Source organism: Ralstonia sp. AU12-08 (genome assembly GCF_000442475.1).
GTDB lineage: Bacteria > Pseudomonadota > Gammaproteobacteria > Burkholderiales > Burkholderiaceae > Ralstonia > Ralstonia insidiosa.
The window spans coordinates 1-23,538 of sequence record NZ_ASZV01000046.1; the positions used below are offsets into that span (position 1 = coordinate 1).

Annotated in this window: 23 protein-coding genes; 11 read left to right on the forward strand and 12 right to left on the reverse strand. The window is 58.4% G+C overall.

Going from position 1 to position 23,538, the window contains the following annotated elements; all coding sequences use genetic code 11:
- Positions 1–439: 439 nt before the first annotated feature.
- On the forward strand, positions 440–769 hold the full coding sequence (locus C404_RS50360) for a hypothetical protein (RefSeq protein ID WP_021196421.1): 330 nt from the start codon (positions 440–442) through the stop codon (positions 767–769).
- A 35-nt stretch (positions 770–804) separates the two neighbouring features.
- Entirely contained in the window at positions 805–1,038 is a 234-nt protein-coding gene (locus C404_RS50365; RefSeq protein WP_021196422.1) for a DUF3562 domain-containing protein, read from the forward strand.
- Between the two features lie 267 nt (positions 1,039–1,305).
- Here C404_RS50365 and C404_RS50370 read toward each other — a convergent pair whose 3' ends face one another.
- The 5 genes from C404_RS50370 to C404_RS50390 all read right to left on the reverse strand — a co-directional run bounded on the left by C404_RS50370 (position 1,306) and on the right by C404_RS50390 (position 6,396).
- Positions 1,306–1,680, reverse strand: a complete 375-nt coding sequence (locus C404_RS50370; RefSeq protein ID WP_031329829.1) for a hypothetical protein — start codon at positions 1,678–1,680, stop codon at positions 1,306–1,308.
- 340 nt (positions 1,681–2,020) lie between these two features.
- Positions 2,021–3,409: a HipA domain-containing protein gene (locus C404_RS50375; protein ID WP_021196424.1), complete on the reverse strand. Its 1,389-nt coding sequence runs from the start codon at positions 3,407–3,409 to the stop codon at positions 2,021–2,023.
- Positions 3,406–3,666, reverse strand: coding sequence for a helix-turn-helix domain-containing protein (locus tag C404_RS50380; protein WP_021196425.1), 261 nt, complete (start codon positions 3,664–3,666; stop codon positions 3,406–3,408). The genes C404_RS50375 and C404_RS50380 overlap by 4 nt, the downstream gene beginning before the upstream one ends.
- Before the next feature lie 784 nt (positions 3,667–4,450).
- Positions 4,451–5,251 (reverse strand): hypothetical protein, encoded by an 801-nt coding sequence (locus C404_RS60315; protein ID WP_160170182.1) that lies wholly within the window; start codon positions 5,249–5,251, stop codon positions 4,451–4,453.
- 80 nt (positions 5,252–5,331) lie between these two features.
- Complete coding sequence (locus C404_RS50390) at positions 5,332–6,396, reverse strand: type VI immunity family protein (protein ID WP_021196427.1); 1,065 nt, start codon at positions 6,394–6,396, stop codon at positions 5,332–5,334.
- A gap of 177 nt (positions 6,397–6,573) precedes the next feature.
- Here C404_RS50390 and C404_RS0130290 point away from each other — a divergent pair, with 177 nt between their 5' ends.
- Positions 6,574–7,506 carry a formylglycine-generating enzyme family protein gene (locus C404_RS0130290; protein ID WP_021196428.1) on the forward strand — a complete coding sequence of 311 codons (933 nt, stop codon included), beginning with the start codon at positions 6,574–6,576 and terminating at the stop codon, positions 7,504–7,506.
- 8 nt (positions 7,507–7,514) lie between these two features.
- On the opposite strand, the gene C404_RS50395 is transcribed toward C404_RS0130290, so the two are convergent.
- Positions 7,515–9,818: a hypothetical protein gene (locus tag C404_RS50395; protein WP_064496172.1), complete on the reverse strand. Its 2,304-nt coding sequence runs from the start codon at positions 9,816–9,818 to the stop codon at positions 7,515–7,517.
- Positions 9,819–9,824: 6 nt separating this feature from the next.
- A complete protein-coding gene (locus tag C404_RS50400) occupies positions 9,825–12,659 on the reverse strand; it encodes a type VI secretion system Vgr family protein (protein WP_080981274.1) in 2,835 nt (944 codons plus the stop codon).
- Between the two features lie 333 nt (positions 12,660–12,992).
- Here C404_RS50400 and C404_RS50405 point away from each other — a divergent pair, with 333 nt between their 5' ends.
- On the forward strand, positions 12,993–13,649 hold the full coding sequence (locus C404_RS50405) for a hypothetical protein (protein WP_021196431.1): 657 nt from the start codon (positions 12,993–12,995) through the stop codon (positions 13,647–13,649).
- Positions 13,650–13,697: 48 nt separating this feature from the next.
- Here the strand turns inward: C404_RS50405 and C404_RS50410 are convergent, their stop codons facing one another.
- Complete coding sequence (locus C404_RS50410; protein WP_021196432.1) at positions 13,698–14,555, reverse strand: hypothetical protein; 858 nt, start codon at positions 14,553–14,555, stop codon at positions 13,698–13,700.
- 551 nt (positions 14,556–15,106) lie between these two features.
- Between C404_RS50410 and C404_RS60085 the strand changes: the two genes are divergently transcribed.
- The 7 genes from C404_RS60085 to C404_RS50430 all read left to right on the forward strand — a co-directional run bounded on the left by C404_RS60085 (position 15,107) and on the right by C404_RS50430 (position 20,637).
- Positions 15,107–15,667, forward strand: a complete 561-nt coding sequence (locus C404_RS60085) for a hypothetical protein (RefSeq protein WP_152524478.1) — start codon at positions 15,107–15,109, stop codon at positions 15,665–15,667.
- 112 nt (positions 15,668–15,779) lie between these two features.
- Complete coding sequence (locus C404_RS50415) at positions 15,780–16,415, forward strand: hypothetical protein (protein ID WP_031329836.1); 636 nt, start codon at positions 15,780–15,782, stop codon at positions 16,413–16,415.
- 134 nt (positions 16,416–16,549) lie between these two features.
- Positions 16,550–17,068 (forward strand): hypothetical protein, encoded by a 519-nt coding sequence (locus C404_RS60090; RefSeq protein ID WP_152524479.1) that lies wholly within the window; start codon positions 16,550–16,552, stop codon positions 17,066–17,068.
- A 271-nt stretch (positions 17,069–17,339) separates the two neighbouring features.
- Positions 17,340–17,648: a hypothetical protein gene (locus tag C404_RS50420; RefSeq protein ID WP_021196435.1), complete on the forward strand. Its 309-nt coding sequence runs from the start codon at positions 17,340–17,342 to the stop codon at positions 17,646–17,648.
- A 280-nt stretch (positions 17,649–17,928) separates the two neighbouring features.
- The gene (locus tag C404_RS50425) at positions 17,929–18,849 is read left to right on the forward strand and encodes a hypothetical protein (protein ID WP_152524480.1); all 921 of its coding nucleotides are present in this window, start codon (positions 17,929–17,931) and stop codon (positions 18,847–18,849) included.
- Between the two features lie 458 nt (positions 18,850–19,307).
- Entirely contained in the window at positions 19,308–19,466 is a 159-nt protein-coding gene (locus C404_RS60490) for a hypothetical protein (protein ID WP_167313327.1), read from the forward strand.
- A gap of 262 nt (positions 19,467–19,728) precedes the next feature.
- Positions 19,729–20,637, forward strand: coding sequence for an OmpA family protein (locus tag C404_RS50430; protein ID WP_021196438.1), 909 nt, complete (start codon positions 19,729–19,731; stop codon positions 20,635–20,637).
- Between the two features lie 74 nt (positions 20,638–20,711).
- On the opposite strand, the gene C404_RS50435 is transcribed toward C404_RS50430, so the two are convergent.
- From C404_RS50435 to C404_RS50450, 4 genes are read right to left on the reverse strand one after another with little or no spacing between them, the layout of a single operon-like run.
- Complete coding sequence (locus C404_RS50435) at positions 20,712–21,008, reverse strand: hypothetical protein (RefSeq protein WP_104577540.1); 297 nt, start codon at positions 21,006–21,008, stop codon at positions 20,712–20,714.
- Entirely contained in the window at positions 21,005–21,478 is a 474-nt protein-coding gene (locus C404_RS50440; protein ID WP_021196440.1) for a hotdog family protein, read from the reverse strand. The genes C404_RS50435 and C404_RS50440 overlap by 4 nt, the downstream gene beginning before the upstream one ends.
- Positions 21,475–22,305 (reverse strand): beta-ketoacyl synthase chain length factor, encoded by an 831-nt coding sequence (locus C404_RS50445; RefSeq protein ID WP_021196441.1) that lies wholly within the window; start codon positions 22,303–22,305, stop codon positions 21,475–21,477. Before C404_RS50445 ends, C404_RS50440 begins: the two co-directional genes overlap by 4 nt.
- Positions 22,302–23,534: a beta-ketoacyl-[acyl-carrier-protein] synthase family protein gene (locus tag C404_RS50450; RefSeq protein WP_031329838.1), complete on the reverse strand. Its 1,233-nt coding sequence runs from the start codon at positions 23,532–23,534 to the stop codon at positions 22,302–22,304. The genes C404_RS50445 and C404_RS50450 overlap by 4 nt, the downstream gene beginning before the upstream one ends.
- Positions 23,535–23,538: the final 4 nt, after the last annotated feature.

The following is a 23,538-nucleotide window of genomic DNA, read 5'->3' on the forward strand; positions in this document are numbered from 1 at the left end:
GCCTTGGCAATGCGTACAAATTTGGGCAAGGCGTCGACCAAGATTCTGCACTCGCAGAAGAGTGGTACCAACGGTCTGCAAAGCACTACCTGAAGGACGCTGAAGAAGGGGATGTCTCCGCTCAACTTGCGGTCGGTACCTCCTCGACGAACGCTGGCACATTGCTGTCATCACGAAAGAGCAACACCGAGAGCTCCGGACGCAGCGGAAAATGCCTGAGGGCTGCGGTGCGGACATGTTTGCACGCTACCGTGACGACAACAACGATATGCTGTTCCCTCTCCACCGCTCCATCGAAGACAAGGAGCATTGCGTAAAACTATTGCTCGCTGGAACTCGTTCTGCGACCAATTTCTAGTAGCGGGAGCGCCGCTGAAGTATCGATGCGCAACCCGGGTAGCCAGACGAACCCCAATTCAACTCATTCAGAGGAGATGGCATGACTGCACTGCAAGGCTACGTAGAGGTGGAGGTTGTCCGTAAGGACGGCGACCGAGAAGCAGTCACTATTCCGGGGTCGGACTTTGGCCTCGAGGAGGGCGGCGACTGGCGCCGCGAGGACGACGCCTGGTCGACCGGGTACATCTTCATCGCGTTTCTCGACGAGTATCAGGTACGGCTGGACCTAAACGTCGTTGATGACAGCGTCACCCTTCGACGAATGAGCACCGAAATCAAAGACTTTGATGAAGTCAAATCCGTAAAGGTCATAGAGGACGAGTTGGACGTAAGCTATTGCCTCCATTCGGAAGCAACAGAAGACGACTAAGCTTTGGCAAGTTCGGCAACCGTAGCACTACCCGCATGAACGCACCCGAGCCTCGTGAAGAGGAACACCAAGCCTACGTGTTAGACATCGCCGACCGGCTCGGTTTGCCGCCGCACGTAGTTGAGCCAGTCTTCCGCGACACGCTGCGAACGCTAACCACTGGTGCAACCATCGAGACGTTTGTTGTACTTCTCGCAGCCAAGAAGACCCTGGTGAAACTCAGGAGTATGGCTGGTGCCGAGCGCCCTTTGCATGACGAACACGAGTAGCTCCCGATGAGCGTATCCCCCACGCGCCTACCTCGAACATCGCTGCGACACCCAAGGGCGAAGCCACAAGAGCCTGTGAAGCCGGCGGGCCCCTGGGTTGCGGTTGTCACAGTATTCCTCAGCACCCTCGCTTTACTGGGGACAATCTTCTATTGGACCCAGAAGACAACACCGCAGACCAAGCACTCAACGTGACTTTGTTCAACTCGCGATGACTCTCGCTTGTATTCCGCACTCCTAGGCGCCCATTGCAGTGAGGACGTCGAGCTATTCGGACCAGACCGTGTCGACCTCAAGAAGTAGGTGGCCACCCAAGATGTAGTCCCCAAGCTTTTCAGCTTTCGCTTCCAACCGCGCCAGTTCATCTGAGGGCAGCAGGCCTAGGTCAAATCTACAGTAGAGGTTTCGCTGTCGGAATGTTGTCTTGGCGCGCGCCAAGCCGGCAACTAGGGCTGCCCCTGAGCTGACCGCCACGCTTTCGTGTCCGCGAAATTCGACACGGATGCCAACTCTCTGACCGAGTCGGCCAAGCTCGACGGCGTCTTGCCAACCCGACTCGTAGTCCAGTTCGACAACTGCGACGCCGGCCTCCTGCAGCCGCCGCAGCGCTTCTTCTTTGGTGCCAGCGCGTGCTGTTGCCATCTGGTTCCTCCCAATTTCTATTGGCGAGCGCATGCGCATCACCGTTCTGCCTGCAACAACCTGATGGAGCGTGCCCACGAGACATTTCCTTTCAATGAACGTAGTTGGCCGGGCTTCGGCTGACCGGGCCACCTAATGGGGTGTGAGCAAACGCTTGCCACGCTTTGGCTAGCGGCGCAGTCGTCACACCATTGTTGCTCTCATTGACAAGGTGCCGTCGACCGCAGATACTGGATAAATATACAGTGTTTTGACCATAACAGCACGTGACTTCCCCTCCGCACCGACGCAGCGCAATACGCTCACCCGTGAGGTCTTGCGAGCAATCTGGCAGCTTCGCTTACTCGAATAGCTTTACGTCGACCTTCGGCACCTCGCGCACAAGCTCCAACACGCGCTTGGTCTGCGCACAGATGAAGGTCGAAATCTGCTGCACGAGCGTCCGCTCGTCACCCACGTACACGTCGGAGGCTGCGAGCTCTGGGGCGATGTCCAGGATGAGGTGGCCCATTGCGCGAACTTCACGCTCGAGCTGCCTTGGGGGTGTGCCGGTGCGGTGAGCGAAATCCGCCAGCGCATAGGGCGTCAGCTCTTCCGACAAGAAGACATCCCCGAAGGCCATGGCCATTTCGCCGTCGATGTTCTCACCATATGCCTTGACCGACACGAGGTCGTACATTGGGGCCGGCTCCAGCCCCGCCGGCGTCACGTGGAACGAGATGTTCTTGCCATGCGCATCACTGTTGCCCAGCAAGAGCTGCAGAATGGCCCAGCGGAGGAAAAAGATACGCGTGTGCGCCGGCGTCACCATCTTGTCCAGCAACGAAAAGAGCCTTTTGTAGCTGACCCCTTCTCGAATGTCCCGAACATCTTTGCCAGACCCAAGGTTCCGCTCGTACTTGAAGCTGGACGGCAAGTCGAGCGCCTGGCATGCGTCAATGATATGTGTGCGCCGGACGGCCCGAGCCAGGTTGGGAGTGGCTTCATCCCACTGCACAATGCGGTCAAACCGCTCGATAAGAAGAACCGGCTCCGGAATGCGCCGAATCGAAACAGGGGCGACCGGCAAATGCATGCGCGCTACCTGGTTTAACCGTGCAGCCAGCGTCATGCAGAAATGCTCGTTGGCCACCATATGCGGCAGCTGCGCATTGCGGCTTTCCGGCTTGAGCAGGTGCGTCGAGCTTAGGGAGCCTTCCGCCAGCGAGAGCTGGTCCCCTTCGACGAGTACCTGCAGCTTGTCTTGATAGCCGGCCAACGAGAGACGGACCTTGCCGTCCCACACGGGAAATGGCACCTCTTCGCGCCGCCGAATGCGGTCGCTCATTTCCTCATCGGTGATTGGTCGGCGACCGGGGGCGCCCACTTGCTCGTGCGCGGCGCGAGCCGCCTCCTCCGGTGTCGCATCCATCGCGAGAAAACTAAATGCCCCGACAGGTTCTTTGCCCAAGACGTGGACCAAGGCAAAGATGTTGTTCTTGGACACATGATTGAGGGCAGAGACAATATCGAGGGCTCGTCCCTCTGGCAACAGGTTCTCCAAAAAGCGTTGAACCGACCCTGGGCTGTCCGGGGGGCCGTCAAGCGGGATGGGAGGCGACAAGGAATAGGCCCCGCGAAGACTCTGCCATGAGCGGGCATACTCGAACCCGTACCGGTCCTCGCGCGCATCGAAACTGAGCGTGCCGACGGCCTCGCCCCCAGTGGAGACGTGTAGAACGTGGCTCATGATTCGTGCCCACCGGTTGAGTGGGAGTCACCCGGCCGCAGATTCGAGGGAAGCAGCAACGATGGAGCGACGTTGAGCGCCTCGTTCTTGGTGGTGACCAGCATGATGAGGCCCAAGCCCGTCAGCACGCGCAGCAGGCGGTCGGAGCCGACGGCGCCACCGTTTTCCAACCGGGAAAACACGTTGGCCGCGACGCCGCACGCATGTGCAGCATCATCAATACGCAAGGCGAGTTCGAGCCGCCGGTGGCGCACCATCGCCCCTAAACCAGGTAGGTCTCTAATGTATGGAGCAGGTCGGAGCCCCGGCTCTGGGAGAGTTCGAGCCATAAGTTTCTCGATTGGGAAATTATCATCAAATACCCTCCGATTGGAAGGTAATTTCTCTATAGAGAAACAATAGACCAACCAGGGCTCGAAAGTCAATAAATTCTCTATTGAGAAACTATCGAGCCGACTCTTGCGAGCTGGCTCCAGACGCCCGCAGCCTGATTGAGGTCGGGGACAGCACCTCGAAAAGCATCCGTGTCCCCCTCAGGCAGCGCCCGAAAGCGCTGCTGCAGTTCCTTGCCGCTGTAGATGCGGAGCGTCTTGTTGGTAGTGGCCGTCTGGTTGATGTTGCCCCAGATGCGCTGTATTTGGTCGCCGAGAAAATCTCCAGGCGGTCGGAGCCGACGGCGCCAAGCAGCTCGTTGGCGGCCACGCCTCCATTAAAAAGCTCTTATCTCGGTAACTGCGCTGCAGAGCAATCCCATGCCGGACGTGCGCGAGTTGCTGTGGGAAATCCGCCGTCTGCAAGACGTTGCTAGGCAAGCACAGAGCGCGGTGACGCTGGCTCGCATATAGGGTATCGACAAGCCGTTCCTGGCGCGACTGGACACGCTCGATGCGGCGTTGTTTGCTGAACCATGCTTGTGGGAGCGGCCGCTGGGATGGTCGACTGACGAGGAACTGGCGCTGAAGCGCTTGTCGCGCAGCCGGCGATATCCCTTCGCTTGTGGGGGCTGCAAGAGGGCATATGCCATGAGTGGCCGAACAACAGTCACTCTGTGACGGCCTCGAGGTCATCCAGGAGTGCCGTGAGGGTCCATTCGCGGTACGGCCGCGTTGGCCCTGGACGGCGACGCTGCACCGTGGGGCGAGTCCACGCGAAGCTCAGTTGCTCATCGCCCACCAGCATTGCCGGTTGACTGCCACTTCGACTGGGATAGTTGATATCGTACTGCCACCCGTCGTCTGTTTCTGTTTGGCGATGCGCATGCCCCAGCATGGGCTTCAAATAGGCCGAGGGTGTGAAGGATTCTGCTGCCGGGAGGGACGCCGTGGCGGGCATCATCAGGTCCCCTAAGCAGTTCTTTGTAGAGTCCTTTGCATCAACCACGGCAGAGCGGCCCGACCGCCGCAATGCATAGACCAGCTCCGCCTGAGAGGCATAGGCCTCGCCGACGCGCATCAGGTAAACGAGCGACTGTTGTTTGCTAAAGGCCTTGTCCCAGCTTGTTAGACCAGCCACCCATATACCCTTCATCCACTGCTCAGGCGTCAGCGAGGCGCGCATGCTGTGCTTGCACGTACAAAGGGTAATGAGACCACCGTCGAAATTTGGCGCGCTGCCAGTTTGAAGATACTGACCTTCCCTTGGTCGAACGGAGCGGACCACATACGCATAGACGCGTTCTTCGTCGGGCGCGCCGATTTGTGCAATGCGAAGTCGGAGCGCTTCTATGCTTAGATTGAGAGAGTCTGCCGTATATACGGGGCTTTCGCCGCGTTGGCAGTCTGACCTGCATCCCTTACGTGGTGCGGGCGCCTCTGAAGAGGTGTAGCACGAACGAGTTGTCATAGGCTGTGAAGGGTCTCAGAGGACTCGAAATACCCGCGCGCTATTCTGCGCAGGCGTGCTCGTCCAGCGCCAAGCTCAATTCACCGCGTATTTGCAATGCCCAGCTTTGGCTCGTTCAGCAGCTTGGCCTTGTACGCGAGTATTTCGTCTGGCTCTACATCCAAGCGGCGAAGCCAGGCATCCGCCGCTGCGCCCATAATTCGCGGCTCACCATCGTGAGATGTCCCATGGAAAGTTTCAAACTCTTGGATGCGCGCGGCTTTGAGCGCGTTGTTCGTCAATACATAGGCGGGCGGTAGCCCGAGTTCAACGGGGCCGATATCCGGTTTCGCCCCAGACTGGATGATGAGGCCGGCGCCGTAATCGTAGAAAGCATACCAACTTGGGGGGAGCTCCTGACGCAGGTCGTCTACAGAACCAACTCGGCTCAAGAGCTCTGTACCCAGGGCGGTCAGCCAGCTCACTGTCTTGAAGCCGCCGCGCAACCGACCCGACATGAACACGGAGTCACCCACGTCCAAGCCCACCATCTTTCCGGCCATAAAGGCTTGAGTTGGTTCATTCTCATCGATGCGAGAAGGCGTCATGACCAGGCTGTGTCCCGCGAATCCGTGCAACGGCTTTAGCCGTTTTGCGAACGAGTAGAACAGGTGGAGCAACACGAGAGGATTCTGTTCCACCGGCAAAATCGGTAGCGAGAACACCAGGGCGGACAATGACTTTCTCGACTTCTTGCGCGCTTTCCAGCCGCGCTCACCCGACACGTTGAACATGTAAGGGGACGCGTCATCCTTTTGCGTGCCGCCTGTGTAACAGAAGGAGAACAGGTTGTCATCGTGCAATTCGGCGGCCAACTTGCGCATCGGCTTCGCCTCAGCGAACGGCTGGACTGCCGGTCCGGTGGGCGGCTCTTCGCGCCAGAGCCAAGTCAGGTGGCCGCCAGCCACAGCGACATACTCATCGAAGCAATCGCAGATTTGGTCGCGAACGTTTTTTTCGTGGGCGCCATCAAAGAACAGGGTGCCGGTAAAAGCGAAAGCTGCCCCGACGTAGTCGCTCGGACCATACTTCATCAGCATTGCGCCAGGAAGGAACAGCTTATCCGGGTGCTGTTGAATCTGCGATAGCCAGTCGGCATCAGTCATGTCTGGTCCTCTAGATTGCGGGCACCGGCAGGCATGGTGCCGGGCCGTCGAATCATGCCGGTCTCCGCGCCAACCAGTTTGAGCCATATTTCCGAGTCTTCACATATGTAACGAAGCAAGGACGCAGGCGGGTTTATCCCCATAATATGGGTTGTTCTTCGCTTGTCTGCACTCGCAATGTCACGGTCCTCAATCACCCGCCAGAGTCTTCGCACACTTACCGTTGTCGTTGGCTTCTTGACGGGCCCACATGCATGGGCGCTCGACGCAAGCCCCGCCGTTCAGGCTCTGATTCAGAAGACTAAAGCGAACCTTGTGTTCGTGAAGGGTGGCACGTTCAAGATGGGCGATTTTGGACCGGTGAGTACGCCAGACAAAATGCCGTATGCGCCTAGCCGAGCTCACGCGACACCGTTGCACGAGGTCGAACTGGACGGCTTCTCGATGTCGAAATACAAGGTTACGGTCGCCGACTTTGACGTGTACACCGATGCTGTTGGCAAGCCGCATATCGCGCAGGCCAAGTTTGATAAAGAGTACAGAACGGTCCCTGACGTGCCTGCTGGCGTCAACTGGCCAGAGGCAAAAGCCTATTGCGGATGGCTTGCGGAAGTAACCGGTCAACCCTTCGATTTACCGACAGAAGCACAATGGGAGTTTGCCGCCCGCAGTCGTGGCAAGTATGTTGCCTTTGGCACGGACAATGGCAAGTACGAGGAGGGGCGCAACGTTGCGAGCTATGAGCAGCGGAAGAAGATGCTGCCGAATGCAGACTCCCTTGCCGTCTATCCAAACGGCAAATTCCCACCGAATCCTCTTGGCCTGTATGACATGGGCGCGCACGGGCAGGAATGGGTTAACGACTGGTTTGACCCGGACTACTACGAGCACTCTCCGCGCAAGAACCCGCAAGGGCCCGCTACCGGGACCGAGAAGGTACTTAGGGGCATCGAGGATGACTATGCATCGTCCGTGACCATGTACCGACACAAAAGCGAGCCCGTTCTGGCGCCATTTAAGAGCAGGTATACCGGTGAAGTTCTCGCAGAGCGTTCAGGGAAAACCGGCTTCCGGTGCGTGGTCAATGCGGCTAAACAACTTGCTCCGTAACGAACCGTCTATGCGTAAGTGGGCGGCATCCCCATCGAACCGATGTCCGCCAGCATGGAATGGTCAATGCCCCAAGTACGTTGCTCAGCGTACTGTGGCGAATCGTTATTGAACATCGGAAATCCTCGGGTCGGCTCGGACTTCAGCGAGGCTTGCAGGTTGTTGTAGAGGTCTTCCATCTGCTGCCCGTCCTTGGCGGTTCCGATGATGGCCATGTTTAGGAAATCCCGCACTTGCTTGCGATTGTCGGCTGTCACCGTATCAGGGCACTTCCAACCGTTCGGGGACATGTGCTGGATGATGTTGTCGAAGTCGCGACGGGTCTGAGCTGCCCGCAGAATCGCCATCACGGCGTCCTTGCGCTGGCCATAGTACCGGCCACCATGGTTACGGCCGTCCAAACCATCAATCTTCCAGTCGTGCCGTGTCATCTGGTACAACATGACTCCCTTTGCTTCCGGTGTGGTGTAGCGAAGGTAGTCACCTGCGTTCTTGAGAATGCGGTTCATTAGCTGAACACGCTGCTCTTCACGTTCGAAGCTGTCCACAATTTCTTTGAATTGGCGGTTGATGGTTTCTTGGGCCCAGCCAACGGTGTCTTCGATTTTCTCGATGGTCCCTTCGATAATCATCACCTGCAGCTTCACAATAGCGTCGAAAGCTTCTGCCGCGATAAATTTGAGCTGCTTGTAGTTGGCGTGATAGAGCTGAAACGCCAGCCACTTCCAGAACTGAACAATCTGCCCATAGTCGACTTCCAGCTCGAGCTTGCCCTTCGCGCCCAATCCCAAGCATGCGCTCGCCATCATACGGAAACGAAACTTGCCGGAGGCGTAAGTCAACTCCAACATGCAACCGGCGCCAATGCCAAGCAGCCCGGACACGGAGTCACTAACCTTAGCGAATTCCTGATAGCCCAGGCCCAACTGCTCGGGATTCAACCACTGTAGGCCACCCCACAATTTCACCTCGGCCTTTGCACCGGCAAACACCTCTAACTCCGCTTTGGCTGAGGGGTCTAGGTGTCTATCCTCCGGCTTTGCATTGGCCCCTGGGCCGCTCGGTTGTTGGTTGACATTCAGCACTCGCGGCCTACGGGTCGCCGTTGCTGCTGCACCGAAAAGGCCCAGCTCCTTGCGTTTCTCGTCTGTCCAATCGACTGCGACGCCGGCTTCGCCAACGATGCTTGCGCCGACCATCCCGTTCAGCGCAAGCTCCGCAGCAAATCGAATCGCAGTGGACTGGTCCTTGGGGTTGTCAGTTAGCTTCCACACCCAGCCTACGCGGTCAGGGAAATAGATAGTCGTAACTGCCTTGGCTTCCGCGATAGCAACCTCAGCGCGGGCGCTGGCCTTCAGCGCACAATTGCCTTTGATGGGGTCCCATTCGGTCGACAGTCCATAGCCCGCGAAATAGCGCATCACCTGCGCCTGCGCTGTCAGGTCGATGTTGTTGTTCCACTTCGCGTTCGGGTTACTCGTCGCGCGGTCGTACTTCAGATGCTTGTTCCAGCCATCGGCCCAGTCCCACAACGCGCCCTGGACACAGTGCGTCTCAAGCTTGAGAAAGTCGGCCTTGACCTTGCTCTTGAGCGTCGACACTCCCTTCTTCAACTCGTCCTTGTCGAGCTTGTACTGGTCATTCTCTTTCTTGATAAAGGACTTCTGCCCCGAGTCTTTTTCCTTGGCCGTGCCCTGTCGTTTCTCCCAGCCGGTCGGGACGTAGCGGTCCCAGTTGTTCTTGATTCGGTCCGAGCGCACGTAGCGCGCGGTGTACTTGCGGAACTTGCGCACCGGGCCGCCAGCGGCGTTATAGATGGGAATGATTTCGACAATCGACATGTGCCCACTGTCCATCTTTCCCAGCGGCTTGAGCGCTCCGTGGAGCTTCTCTTGCGCGGCCTTTGCCTCCGCATACGCCTGCTCCAAGGCATTCGCTGTCTCGGTGTATTTCGCTTGACCCACCTGTGGTGAGAGGTTCAGTTTGTGCAGTTGCTCCGCCAAGTCATCCGCCTTGGCATTTGCCTTGTGGTACGTGTCGATGACGTGGTCCAGGTAGTTCGCATCATTCTCGAACTGCGTCACGTCCTTGGACGGTATGCACATGAACTCGCCGGTGTCAGGGCGGAATATGAGCAGCGGGTCGGGCACATGGTCAACGAAAACCTGGCTACCCTTGATTGGATTGGTCGTCGCCGTTCCGCGCACGGGCGGGCGTTCCAGCTCGATGCGGCTCTCAGCGGCCGGCGCAGGGGCAGGTGCGGGAGTAGCTGTCGGCTGAACAGCGGGGACGGGTGAACGCTCGAATGCCATGGTGGATTAGAAGTGAATCTTGATGCCTTCTTGACTGGCCGTGTAGACGCGGGAGATACGTCCCTGCTCATCAGTCATGCCCTGTGCGAGGACGTTGCCTTTGGCGTCCTCAACGACATAGGGGTGATGGGGCAGAATTTCCTGCGTCTCCTTGTTACGCAGCACGAATTGCTCGTCATAGGGCGGCTTCCCTTTGGGGAGGGCGTTGTTGACCTGAGCTCCGCCTGGACCCACGAGGTTGTGGCCCGCCCCCTTGAAGGTCACCATGCCGGGGGCATGCAGCTCAATGGTCCCGTTGGTCACCTTGATTTGAGCGCCGGCGGCGTTAAGCAGGACGTGCCGCTTGGCCTCAACGGTGGCGCTCGCCTGGGTCGACGCAAGAGTGACCTGCTTCTCGGCGGCGAATGCTGCCCCGCCCGTGCTCGCCGTCAAACCAACCTTGCCTGTTGCGGCGTGCAAAGCGATGCCTGGCGTCGCGTCAGAGGTCTGGCCAACCGCCTTCCCATGGGCGAACAGACTGATGCCTTCCGTTGATGCCATTGCTAGGTTGCCGCCTGCTGCGACGTTGGCATCCTGTTTGGAGACGGCCGTGAGCTGCGTTGTGGCAACCAGAACAGCGTCTGCTGGTGTGGTGGCCAGGATGCCCCTCGGGGCCGACACCTGCAGGTGCGGCTGGCTGTATGCGACAGCGCTGGCTCCTTGGCCACCGGCCTCGGTGTGTCGCAGAACCTCTGTGGTGTGCCGAAGCTGTGCGAGCGCCGGAAGGTCTTTCGCGGCAGTCTCGTCAGGCAAACCAGCCTTTTGCTTCCGCGCAGCATTTGCCAAGGACTCTGCGAGGTTACTGCTGGCCTCGATTTGATTGGCAGCATCCTCGCTATCCAGGAACGAGGCGCCTACATCTGCGGAATGCGCACCCAGCAACAACCCGGAGCCAGCGCGCACGCTGCCGCTGTCATCGGTTTCAAGCGCGGCGCCGTGACCTAGGTCAGCGTTACGGGCGTTGTCCTTCTGGTCCTTGTGGTGGCCAAGCGTGAGTGTGCTTGCCGCTTGGGTCGTGGCAAGCTGAGTGCGGCTCTGGCCGGCCGTGTCGTCGAACAGCAACTGGTTATGGCCGCCAGTGCCATCTTGGCTGTTGCTCAGCGCCTGGGTCTTGATGCCCGACAGCACCGCATTGTGTGCATACGGGCCTTGGCTCTGGGCGTTCCCGGCAAACCAAGCTGGCGCGTTGCCCGTGGCGCCTGCGGCCCCTGCCTGGTTCTGGTTGTACTGGGCATCGGTCTGGCCACTGCCGTTATAGGCGGCGCCAACGACGACCGGGCGGTCGATGTCGCCATACGGGAATTCGACGAGCACTTCCTGACCCACGCGTGGTAAGGCGACACCACCCCAGTTGGGACCGGCTACCGGCGCGGCGACGCGAACCCAGCAACCAAGACCGGCGTCTGCACGGGCGTTGTCCTCGCCGGCGGGGTGTGCCTGTCGGCTTGCCGACCGTGCGCCACGCTGCCAGTGGAATTGAATCTTGATGCGATGGTCGCGGTCGGTGTGGATGGGGCCACCTGAGCCAACTACAAGCGCGGTCTGAGAGCCAACGACCGTCGGGCGTGGATGCAGTTGTCGACCGTGCTCGTCCTGCAACTGAGGCCGGTACGGCACCTTGGATGAGATGACCGTGAACCGGTTGCGGTAGAACGTCTGGTCCTGTGTATCGGCGCGTGACGTCCCACCAAATGTTTGAGCGAGAACCTGCGCGAAACGCTCGTTGAAGTTGTTGCGTGCCTGATGGATGACAACCAGCGCAACGAAGCGCTCGACGTCGTCATGCCCATAGTGGTCGAGGAGTGAGAACGTCGTTGCTGGCGCTAACGTCCGGACCGTCCCTTCGCCGTCGGTCTGCGCATTGCGGACTTCGATGGACTCCAGCACGAGGCGTGCGGTGCGCTCGGCCTGCTTGCTGTCTTCGAACCAGTATTGACCCGGGTAGTCGGTGTCCAGCAAGGTGATTTGCTGGCGGCCATCCTGAGGCGACCCGAGCTCAGCTTTGCGAACGGTGTTGGCACGGTAGTCGGCACTCGAGAGCGACACAGCATTGGTTTGCCAGCGTGCAACCTCCGACCAGTGGTCGATGACGTCTTCGTTTGCTGTGGCGTCGGCGCGGCCGAAGCGAATGGATGCCTGAGCGTTGTCGGTGAAAACCTCATTGGCGTCAGCAATCACCATCCGGTGCACACCCAGCGATTCGCCGTCTGCCTTCTCGTGCTCGAAGTAATAGAACAATCCCTCTTCGGCCAGCAATCGCGTGACGAAATCGAAGTCGCTTTCTTCGTACTGCGTAATGACGCTGCGGCGCGTGTACACCGATGCATCCCGCAATGACCAGCGCCACGCCGGCACGAGTCGACCTTGACCGCTGTAGTCGCCAAAGACGCTGTCGATGACCTCGATGACCGACATGTCCTGGAACACGAAGCTGTCCTGCCTATAGCGCAAGAACGCCAGCCAGGGCTCGATGACCATTCGGTAACGCGCCAGGCCGCCGTTGGCACCAACCTGCTCGAGGCGGGTGACGTGGCCATGGAAGGGCCGCAACGCTCTGCGGCTCTGCTGTGTCAGAAGGTCCAGCCGGACGGCTTGGCCCAACAGCTTGGAGGCGTCGAGGTTAGCGTTGTCCGAGAGCGCGGTCAGTTCCAGGCGGAAACCGCCGTTATCCAGGTGCTCGGTCGCCTCCAGCCGCTCGGGCAGCAAAACACCCGGCCCCAGTGGCGTTTCCAGACGCAGCAGCCGGTTGGCCTGGGTGAAGGCTTCACGCAGCAGGCTTGCGAGCTCGGTCATCGAGACCATGTTCTCCCCAGCAATGTTGAATACGCCGGGCCACGCACGGCCGTTGATGGCTCGAAACAGGCCCAACACAAAATTTGGCGCTGGAGATACTAGAGGATTGGTGCGTTGCCAACATCCCCACTAGGGGTGTTTCGTGATGAACGTTTTGAAGACCTGTCTTGCAGAAAATTGTGCGCACGCACCAACCTGGTGACGGAAGTCAGACTCAATGCGCAATGTGTTAAGAACTGATAATTTGCGTAAAAAAGATGAGGTCCAGAGCCAAGCTTCGCGACCGGTCGAAAGCAGGGACTAGGCCAAGAGGCCGCACGCGCAACTAACAGGGAGACCGCTATGGGAAACCTCTTCGTCCAACGAATCCGTAGCGGCGCGGTGCGAGTTTGGCGCGGGCTCGCCGCCACCCTCAAATGGCTTGGCGGCATCGCCGAACCGGTGTCCAAGTGGGCGGCGACGGCGGCCAGTCTTACCGTTGTGGGCGGTGGAATCTGGGCCTACTACCAATTCGTCTTGGGCGGAGGAACGGACTGGGCCATCAACTTGTCGCTGTCGACGGAAATCGTTCGCTACCACGATGACCTGGGTCTTGTGGTAATCCACGTCCACGCAAAGAATCCACGCATGAGCGAAGTCACGCTTGAGCCGACGACTGATAAGTACGAACTGCGGGTCCGTCGCTTGCCATTGGACCGAGCGAGCGGTGCCGCGATTGACCCAGACAAGGATGGCGAACTTATTCGCGCCATCGATATGTTGCCCAAAGAGGGCTACACCTTCGCGCCGGGAGCCGATTTTGATGATGCGATGAGCATTGTTCTACCGTACGGTACGGCGGTGACTGTCACAGCGGACCTCACCTATGCGGGCGACAACGTCTCCGCCAGCAAGGTTGTCCTGATAGATGGACCCGATGACGCGGCGCCTGCGTTGCAAAATGCATCTAAAACCGTTGTGCCGACACGAAAGGCTTTGAACAAGCCAAATCAAGAATAAGCACGGAAATCGTGCTCCCAGTCCCCGCGCACAAGAAATTCAACCGACTCACGGATGAAATCCGCTGCCTTTTTCTTGTGTGTCATCAGACTTAGGCGTGCCATCGTACACCGGCCTATCATTCATGTCTGTTTCGTCACTAATCTGCTTTTGCGAATTAATGGCAACGTAATCAGCATAATCGGCAATCACTGTTACGGCGTCGTCAAATGCTTGGGAGGCATCGGATTTCTCGGCGACATGTCTAAGTTTTGCACGCTTCCATAGTTGCTCCATTGCAGAAATTTCCTGCAGCAGTTCGCTATGGGTTAGCGCCCACGAAGCTCGGAACTTCGGATTCGAAGAGACCAATAGCCAGATGACGCTGGGGAACGCACTCTTAAATTTCTCAAATACCAAATTATCCGAGAGGACTATAAAAGGCCAACCATTTCCAGCGAGGCCTTCTGGATTATCCAACAAGGCAGTAAGCCAGGTAAGGATGGTCAGATGCTCATCCCAATGTGGGCGCTTGCCGGGAAGATTCTTTGGCTGTGAGATTCTGGTTCCAGTCAGAACGTCATCATACATAGTATGCGTGAGAAACTCGTTCAGAGTTGGCACGCTGGGAACATTGTAGGAATAAAATAGAGGAAGCCTCAGACGTGCATTCAGAGTGAGTGCCAAATAAGCTTGATGCTGGACGTCATCCCAGCTAGAAAGAGTGCCATTCTCCAGCACCTTAAATTCCAAACCAACCAAATAGCATTCTCTGAGCAGGACGCCAACATCATAGGGCTTCCCTTTCTCATTTGCGGGGTTCTGAACGCTGGAAGAGGTGATTTCGTGGCGGAGGGTTGTATTGTACCGCTTGCATACGTCCCGCATCGATTCAATAACGATACCTTGCAAATGCGCTTCTTTCATTGTTATTTCCGCACCATCCAATAGAGTTTTTGAGGCTGTATGTCTGGCTGAGGGTTGGCTTCAAATATGGCGCTATGGCTTCAGGAAGTGGAAATAAACGAATCCGATGCCCACAGCTGCTATGACGAGCCCGAACAGCTTCGAGTGCAGCTTCTGGTGATGGGGGTCCACATGGCCGCAGCGGGGGCATGGCTTGCCACCGTTGTTAGTGCTTATCGGGCTATTGCATTCAACGCAGGGTTTCAGTGCCATCGTCGCTCCTCGTATGGTGGCCTAGTTAACTTACGGCCCAGTCCACGAATACTTTAGGGCATCTGGTCTAGTGAACACTGACTTCACTTCGGCGGCTGTGGGTATTGTCGCTCCACTAGGCAAAACGGGCTTTCCTGTGGATTGAATTAAGAATTCATAATTTCTGATGTTATTTTTTCTATGACTGAGCCAAGTCCTACCGCGTATCGCAAAATGTCCCAATCCCTCTTGGGGGGGGTGAATTTTCAGGCTCTGACGCCGATAACCGAAAGGTGGAAAATTACCCACGGGAATAAACCGTGAAGTTGCGTTTGACTTTGGCCGCCATTGCGGTGGTATGTGCTGGATGTGCTGAGACCGGTGCAGCGTTGAAGGGCTTGAACAGCGGGCTCACTCAAGTAAATCAAGCATTGGCAGCGGGTCCTAGTGGGAACCCAGCGATATTTGGCCCTTCGCTGTCCCCTGAGCAGGAAAGCCAGATGCGTACCGCTGTGACAACATTGCTCGCATCTCGCGACGCAGCCTTCCGCAATATGGTCAGTTCAGCCCAACCTGTTTTGGTCGCCGTGATGTCGAAGGCAGCTTGCTACCAAGATGCGAACGATTCTCGGGTGCTGAGCATGTACCTCTCCGCACGCTATGGAAACAACGCATGGATTCCATCGCCATGGAACGGAATGCAATATGCGCCCAAAAGCCGTTGCTTGACCGTCCTCAGGACGGACTCATGGACGCAAAATTCGCTGAATGCGTTCCAGTTTCGTACTGTCTACTACAGCCCGGAGAGTGGGGAGAGTCAGGTACGGGGATACGAATTCATTAACCAAGACGGTACTTGGTTGTTGAATCATACTTTTTGACTGAACCAGCATGGTTCGCAGTTAGAGAGGACACGCGAGGCTTCTGGCATCCAAAGTTCGCGTGAGCCTTCCATGGCAGTTCCATAATATTCAAAGTGAGCAACAAGGAAAAATGTCGAAACTTACCGTCATCGCATCAATCATGGGCAGCCTTGTCGCTCTGGCCGGCTGCGGCAGCAAGCAGGACGCGAACAAAAGCAATTTTCAGTCGGCCATCCAGGACTATCTGAACACGAGGAAAGGCGTGTGTGTGATGTTGCCGGCTAAGGAAGTGCCGTTCACATTCCAAAAGGCCGGCGGTTTCCATGTCATGAACGAGCCGGAGAAGGCTGCGGCCTTGGTGAGCGCCGGTTTGCTAACAGCGAAAGACGCGCAGGTGAAGGCATTCATTGGCAACCAAATGGTGCCTGGCGTCGAGTACTCGCTAACCGATGAGGGCAAGAAGTATCTCGTCAAAGGTGGTGCAGGAAACGTCGGCAATTGGGACGCGTTCTGTGGTGGCAAGTACAAGGTGAAGGAGGTCGAGAATTTCACTCAACCGGCCGATATGTTTGGTGCGAAGGTCTCGCAGGTTAACTACCTGTACGAAGTGGACGATGCTCCGAACTGGGCGAAGGTACCGGCACTGCAGACGGCATATCCGTTGGTCAAGCACGACCTGACAGGCTCTCCCGGGGACAAGGCCGTTCTGGTCTCCACCAGCGAGGGCTGGATGCATGAGCGTCTGTTCAAAAGCAAGGGCGGTTGAGCACGGTGCATTCTTGTACGTAGCAACTGGCCGGGTATCGAAGCGCTACTGCAACGCCGTAGTTTTATTCGGCATGTCAAGCGAATGAAAGCTACATAACGGTAGAAGGTTGGTATGGCCACGGTCACGCCGGAATGGTTCGTCAGCGGATGGTCATAAATAAAATTTTTTATAATTTACCGGAAAAAAAGTTAAAACCCATGCCATCAATCAATAAACGCACCAAGAAGTCGGAAGCAACCTTTATCAACTATCTGATTAAGAAGGTGGTTCCGCTTTTCATTGTATGGCTAGGCGTTCTGTTGGCAATTTTGGCGGCGCCTCTTGTCGTTCCAGATGCCATGGCTCAAGATGCCAGAGGCAATTTTGCTAAATTTGCTGACTGGAAGAGTTTGGTTATTGTTGTTCTTGGTGGGGTCATCGGGAGTGCAGTTTTTCGGATTACTGCCGCCTGGGTTTCGAATGAGCAGCAAGACTACCGTAAATGGTATGGAAATGACATCGCTCAAGAAATCATTGGGGCAGTATTAAACGTTTCAATGGCTGCTGTTTTTGCAAAATGCCTGGGCGCCCCTTGGGGTGGATTCCTTTTGGGGCTTACGTTAATTTTTGTCTGTTTTGGCGCATGGAAATCGTATTGCTTTACTGACTGAGCTTGAAGACTACGCACCCAACGCCAATCATCAATACGGCATAGACGACAAGCATGCTGGCCACCACCAACACTACCTTTGCGCGGCTAGGGACAGCTTGCGGGTTATTATTCGTCATTTTGTACTCCTTAAAAATTTGGATGTGGTTTTGTGTAGCGACGTCATTTATTCAGGTCTGCGCGAGCGGGGCTCTAAGTTTTTGGAATAGAAGAGCAACGTGTTACGCTGAAAAGGCCCGCCGCGTTATTAAAATTGGACGTATATCCCGTCTATGAATTGCCGCGAATTCTTCTTCATCGGACTTCTCATCGAGAAATTGGACCACTGCCTCTACGAATGGCGCGCCGAGCCAAGTGGTGGTGGAGTGGTCTTGGAGCAAGGGAACGGCGAGTCCATCAAAGACTGCATTCGGGCCGCGAGAAGCATCCTTGGTGCGGCCCACGCCGTGGAACTGCGCTATGACGGCTACTACGCTGGAACGTTTTCCGGTACGCAGATTATTGAGAATCCTGAGTTGTACGCGACTAAGGCCGGGGACCTCACGCGATATTTTAAAGCGGTTGAGGCATCTTTAATTTGATGCTGATATCCCGGCCAGACTTCTTGCGGGCCGTTCACAGGAATTGCGAGGTCGCCTTATCCATATCCAAAAGCTAACTAAGCTTATGGCAATGTATCCAGCAGGCATGTTTTACCGGGACGCTCTAAGTGTCTTGACAGAGGAGTACCCGTCCATTTTGGTCTCTAAGCCCCGTGCTAGACCAAAGCCTTCCTCTTCCGAGAGCTTTCAATTTTCGTTCTTCAGGCTTTCAGTTGCTGCCGCCAAGTCCGTGTTGACGCGGGACCCCCTTTCATTGGAGATGTGGAAGGAAGTAAGGGCCGCCTTCTACGTGCTAGATAGCATTGTTGCAAATGCTGACGGCAATTTGCGCTTGGCGCCAGGGTTCCGAAAGAGGTATCGCGATTTCTCCAAGACCAGTCGAACTGGCGAGCTTGCACAAGCGCTCACGTTTGTCTTGGCGCAAGATGTGTTGAAGTATCCAATTGTGTGTGATTTCAACGGCTACTTGGATAGTCAGCGGATTCCACCGATGGACCACGACAAGCGGACTCCCGACTATGCCTTGCTGTTCAAGAATGGCAGTAGAAATCTGTCGTTGATTGAATCCAAAGGCAGTAGTCCTGAGAGTGGCAAGGGCTCTCCCAAGACCGCGCTTAGCGAGGCGCTGAAGCAATGCAAAAGCGCTGACGACTACATTCGCGCAGTTGCCTCATATGGCGCGGCTAGTTCATATGGTACCCACGTCCGCCTAGCGGAAGCGTCTGACTCATGGGATACGGTAATTGCGTTCTGCGACCCGGAGGAACCCACGGAGTTTGGTCCGGCCGACCCTCTCGGTGCTTTGCGTCAGTACTACGCCGCGTGGCTTGTGCTGGCCGGCGCCCCTTATGATGCGGAACTATTTATGGAGGGGAGGCTTAGTGAAGACCATATCGACTCATGGGCTCGCATCGCCAGAATCGATGGCGACGACTACATAGGGCCATCCGACCGGCGTAGCTTTGACCTCTTTACGCCGTTTAAGGCAGTTTGGCGTGAACGGAGACGTCCGTGGTATCGCATGAAATGGGCAGTTAGCGCCAAGGTCATGAAAGGGCTTATACGGAAGGACGTTAACACTCTTATGCAGATGTTTGGGCAGGAGCTTGACATCAATCCTGGCTTTGATGGGCAAGCTGATTTCTTCCGTGACCGTACGCTTTGTCAGTGGAGCGAGTAGCGGAGGGGCGTAGTTGGGCCTAGGGCGAAGGAAGCTGGGGATGCCTGTGGATAACTTTGCGCTCGCAGTAGTTGCTGGCTTACCCTAGCAACGTGAATTGAAAGCTTGATTGGCGAGGCCTACCCACAAATTTGTCACGCGGAGCCGCTCCAGGGCGATTTATGAGGTGCCGGTGGTTTGTATCAACAATCGGTGCTACACTTTTGTAGTCGGCCAAGTATTCACGGGTGTTTGCGGGCGTATCAACATTTTTTGGTGGGTAGAACCGTTCTAAGCGGAACTTGGTCTAGATCTGTAAAGAAGGGCCCCGAAATTCTTGTCTAATCAATGGGTTAGGCGGGAATTTACGGGGCTTTTTTTGTTGCTGACCAGATCATGCGCGAGCAGAAAATGACGAAGGTTGAGTTGCAACTGGCGAACTAGACTTTAGGGACCATGCCTGCCTTCAGGGAGGGGTCATGAGACACGTGATCAAGCGTTTTCTGTTTGCGGTTGCGCTGCTGACAGTCGTTGGCGGCACCGTTGGCACCTTTACCGTCCTCACCGCATCGTCTGCGCATGCAGAGCCGTGTGGCGGCCGGGGGTATCCGGAGGGCGGTGGCGGTAGCCGGCCCTAGCCAAAGGCCATCACGCGACCAGTTCTTTTTTTGCCCCAGGGGCCGCTTCTGTTCGTTCTGGTGGGTACCTGTAGCGTGGCAAGCACACAAGCCTGCAGCCCTTTGGGTTGCGGGCTTTTTTTCGTTTGCGTTTCCCGCGCAGCACACAGACAGTTGAACACGGTGATGCGGTCGACAAGTCATCCCTGATCTGTCAGATTGCCGGTTCGTCATCCGCTCCGGCCCATTCTGGGCTGCGCGGCGCCACTTGGGAGTGTTTCGCATGTCTACGGAAGACCAGTCAGAGCGTGTTTCCCTTGCCGTCGTTGCCACTGTGATCGGTGTTTTGCTGATCAGCGTGGTCATTTACGCGGTGCGATTCATCAGCGGCCAGGATGCCGCGTCGGCGGGCGGGGGCGTTGCACCGGCAGCGTTGTCTACGGGTGCGTCGGCGGTTGAGCACGCTACTGCACCGGGCGCCATCGGGCTTGCCGGTAACGCGCAGAAGATCACCCTCAGCGGTGCCGTGCCTGATGAGGCGACCAAGGCGCGCCTGCTCAAGCCTGCGCGCGTGCTGTGGGGCAAGGACAACGTGGTCGACCAGTTGACGGTTGCCGCGGGTGCGCCGGCAGTGTGGTGGCAGTCCCGCCCGGTCGATGTGCTGGCCCGCCTGAAGCAACTGGGCAGCTTCGATCTGCAGACCAGCGCGGAGGGCATGAAGCTGACCGGCGTGGCGCCGAGCGAAGCGGTGCGTTCTGTCACTGGCGCCGCCGCGCCAGGTTGGATCGCCAGCCAGTTGAAGTCGGATGTGGCGCTGACCACCGATGCCAGTGCCGGCACGGCTGCCGCATCGGACAACCTGCTCGATGAGCGCATCGAATTTGCTTCCGGCTCCTCCACGTTGCCGGAGGAGGCCAAGAGCCGCCTGAACGATATCGCCGGGTTGCTGAAGGATGACGACCGCACGATCGTCATCACCGGTCATACCGACAATCAGGGCGATGAGGCTGCCAACCAGAAGCTGTCGCTCGAACGTGCTGAGTCGGTACGCGCGTATCTCACGGGCCAGGGCGTGCCGCAGACGCGTTTGCAGGCAGCGGGGGCCGGGTCCAGCGTGCCAGTGGCGGATAACGCAAATGCTGAGGGACGCCAGCGTAACCGTCGCATCACCTTTGCGGTGGCCGCAAAGTAGATCGCGTTATTACGCGGTAGGCGTCGATTAAACCCGGCACTCCATCACGGATGCCGGGTTTTTTGTTGAGAGCGTCAGTCGCTATCGCAAGGCTTCTTGAACACATGCTTCACGCCGCATTTGGTGGCATGCGCGGCGTTCTTCACGCCATGCCCAACCGCACGCGCGGCGTTGGCCGTGGCATGGCCGGCTTCCTTTGCGGCGTGCCCGGTCTTCCTGGCGGCTTCCTTCGAGTCCTGCTTGATGTTCTCCTTCACTTCGGACAGGTCGGCATGGGCGATGGGGCTGAGCAGCGTCAGCAATAGCGCGGCAATCGGCAATAGCGGGAACAGGCGACCTTTCACAGCGGGATTCCTCTCCAACAGATTCATACGGCGGACGCGTCGAGCACAACGGCGGCGCGGCCAGTGAGCAGCGTGCGCTCGGCGCAGCGCACGGTAAAACGGTACAGCACGTTGTTGCCGTCACCGCTGATGCGCTCGGCTTCAATGTCGAGCGGCGCGTCGAACGTATCCAGCCGCGCAACGTGGGCTTCAACACCGCGCACGCTGGCAAGAAAGCCTGCACGTGGGCGCGCTTGTGCGATCTCATGTGCGACATCAAGCAGGGCGCCGTGCACGGCCATCGCCTGCGCGGCGTATTCGACGCCGCACACGGCTGCCAGCCGACCATGCGCACGCAGCGGGTTGGCCGGATCGCGGTGGCTCGTCGCCGTGCAATGGATATGCGCGTCGTCCCAGGCGAGCACGGTGTCGAGCAGGCACATCGCGCCGCTGTGCGGAATGCGCGCGGCGATCCAGCTTTGGTCAAGCGGCGGCGACAGCGGTGCATCCAGCGTCATGGCGCACCTGTGCTGAAGACGCCATCGGCACCCCGCAGAACGACATCCACGTGCAGGCGCGTGTCGGGCAGGTAGTCGAGCCCCACGCTTTGCGGCTGCTGTGTCGCCAGCGCTTCGAGCAGCGGCAGTGCGCGTGCGGCGGGATTGCTGCTGCATAGCGCGTCGAGTTCGGGATGCGCCAGCCTGGTGGCCGGGGCGTCGGTCAGCACGACGTCGATGCGGGCCAGCGTGCGTGCGCTCGGTTCGGGCGCCAGCACCAGTGCCACGGCAAACGCATCGGGCACCGGTCGCACGGCGCGCAGCGGCTCGGGGTAGTCGCTGTCGTAGACGATCAGCAGGTTGGCAGCACCATCGACCGTGACCTGGCAGAGGCTTTCCAGCAGGCCGGCGGCAAAGCTGCCGTCGTGCGCGCACAGCACGTTGGACGGTGCCGTGGCATGCGTGGCGATGCTCCAGTAGCCCGCGGGCGCGTTGTGCACGGAGTTGTGGAAACGCGTGGGCGACAGCTTGCGGTCGTCGCTCGCCAGCGTTTCGCAGATCACGTGGCAGTTCTGGCCATCGCCGCCGGACGAGCTGAATACCGTGGCCAGCGTGGCGGCATCGCGCCCGCTGGCAGCCACGGCTTCATGGCCGACCGCCAGGGCGAGTTTGACGACTGGCCCGGTGCGGCGCCGCTCGACGGGCGGCAGGCTTGTCGGCGCTGGCAGGATGGTGCGCTCGGGCGCGTAGGCCGCGCGCCCGGCAAGAACCTCCGCTGCCTGCGTCCAATCCGGTAGGCTAGGCCCGAGCAGGCCGATGCCTTCAATGAATGCGCTCAGCCGCGTCATGGTGCGGAGCCGTGGCGGGCCCGGTCTGCGCGACCGAAGACGAGGCTGCAATTCGTGCCGCCAAAACCAAAGGCGTTGCTCAGCGCCGTGTACATGCGACTTGCGTCGTGCGGGGAGTTGGTCGTCACGTAGTTGAGGGCCAATGCAGGGTCCGGCTGCGGGGTGTTGATGCCAGCCGGCAGGATTTGGTGGCGCAGCGCCAGCGCGGTGATCACCGCTTCCAGTGCGCCCGCCGCGCCCAGCGTGTGGCCGGTCGCGCCCTTGGTCGAGCTGCACGGCGTGCCATCGAACAGCGCGTGGATGGCGTGGCCCTCGGCCGCATCGTTGCTGAGCGTGCCGGTGCCGTGGAGGTTGATGTAGTCGATGTCCTTGGCGTCGAGGCCGCTGGTGGTCAGGGCTTGGGCCATCGCTGCGCGTGCGCCCAAGCCCTCGGGGTGGGGCGTCGACATGTGATGCGCGTCGCTCGACTCGCCAATGCCGAGCAGCAGGATCGCGTCGTCCTCCAGGTCTTGGTCCGCATCGGGCGTGCGTTCCAGCAGCGCAAAGGCGGCGGCCTCGCCAATGGAGATGCCATCCCGCGCGACATCGCACGGCCGGCATGGCTGTCGCGACAGCAGCTCCAACGAATTGAAGCCATACAGCGCGGTCAGGCACAGCGAATCCACCCCGCCCACCACGGCCGCGTCGATCAGACCGGCGGCCAGCATGCGTCGTGCCGAGGCAAACACCTTGGCACCCGACGAGCACGCCGACGAGATCGCCATCGACGGCCCGCCCAGCCCGAAATACGCCCGCACGAAGGCGGCGGGCGAGTAGATGTTGTGCGTGTGCGCGTAGTGGAAGTCGGCCGGCAGCGCCCCTGTTTGCGCGTCGCGGTGCTGGTAGGCGTGTTCGGCTTGCAGGATGCCGGACGTGCTGGTGCCGATGAACACGCCGATACGCTTGGCACCGTAGCGTGCCTTGGCGGCCTCGACGTGCGCGGCAAAGCCGTCTTGTGTCAGGCCGATCTGCGCCAGGCGGTTGTTGCGGCAATCGAAGTCAGACAGGTCAGGGCGCAGGCGTTCTGCGTCTGCGCCTTCCACCGCGCCGATCCAGGTGTCGAGGTCTGCCCGTGGGAAATCGCAGGGCGCCAAGCCGCCACGCTGTCTGCGCAGCGCATCGAGGGTGGCGTCCAGGCCACGTCCAATACAACTCGTGGCGGTGAAATGCGTGAGCAGTAAAGGCTTCACGGGA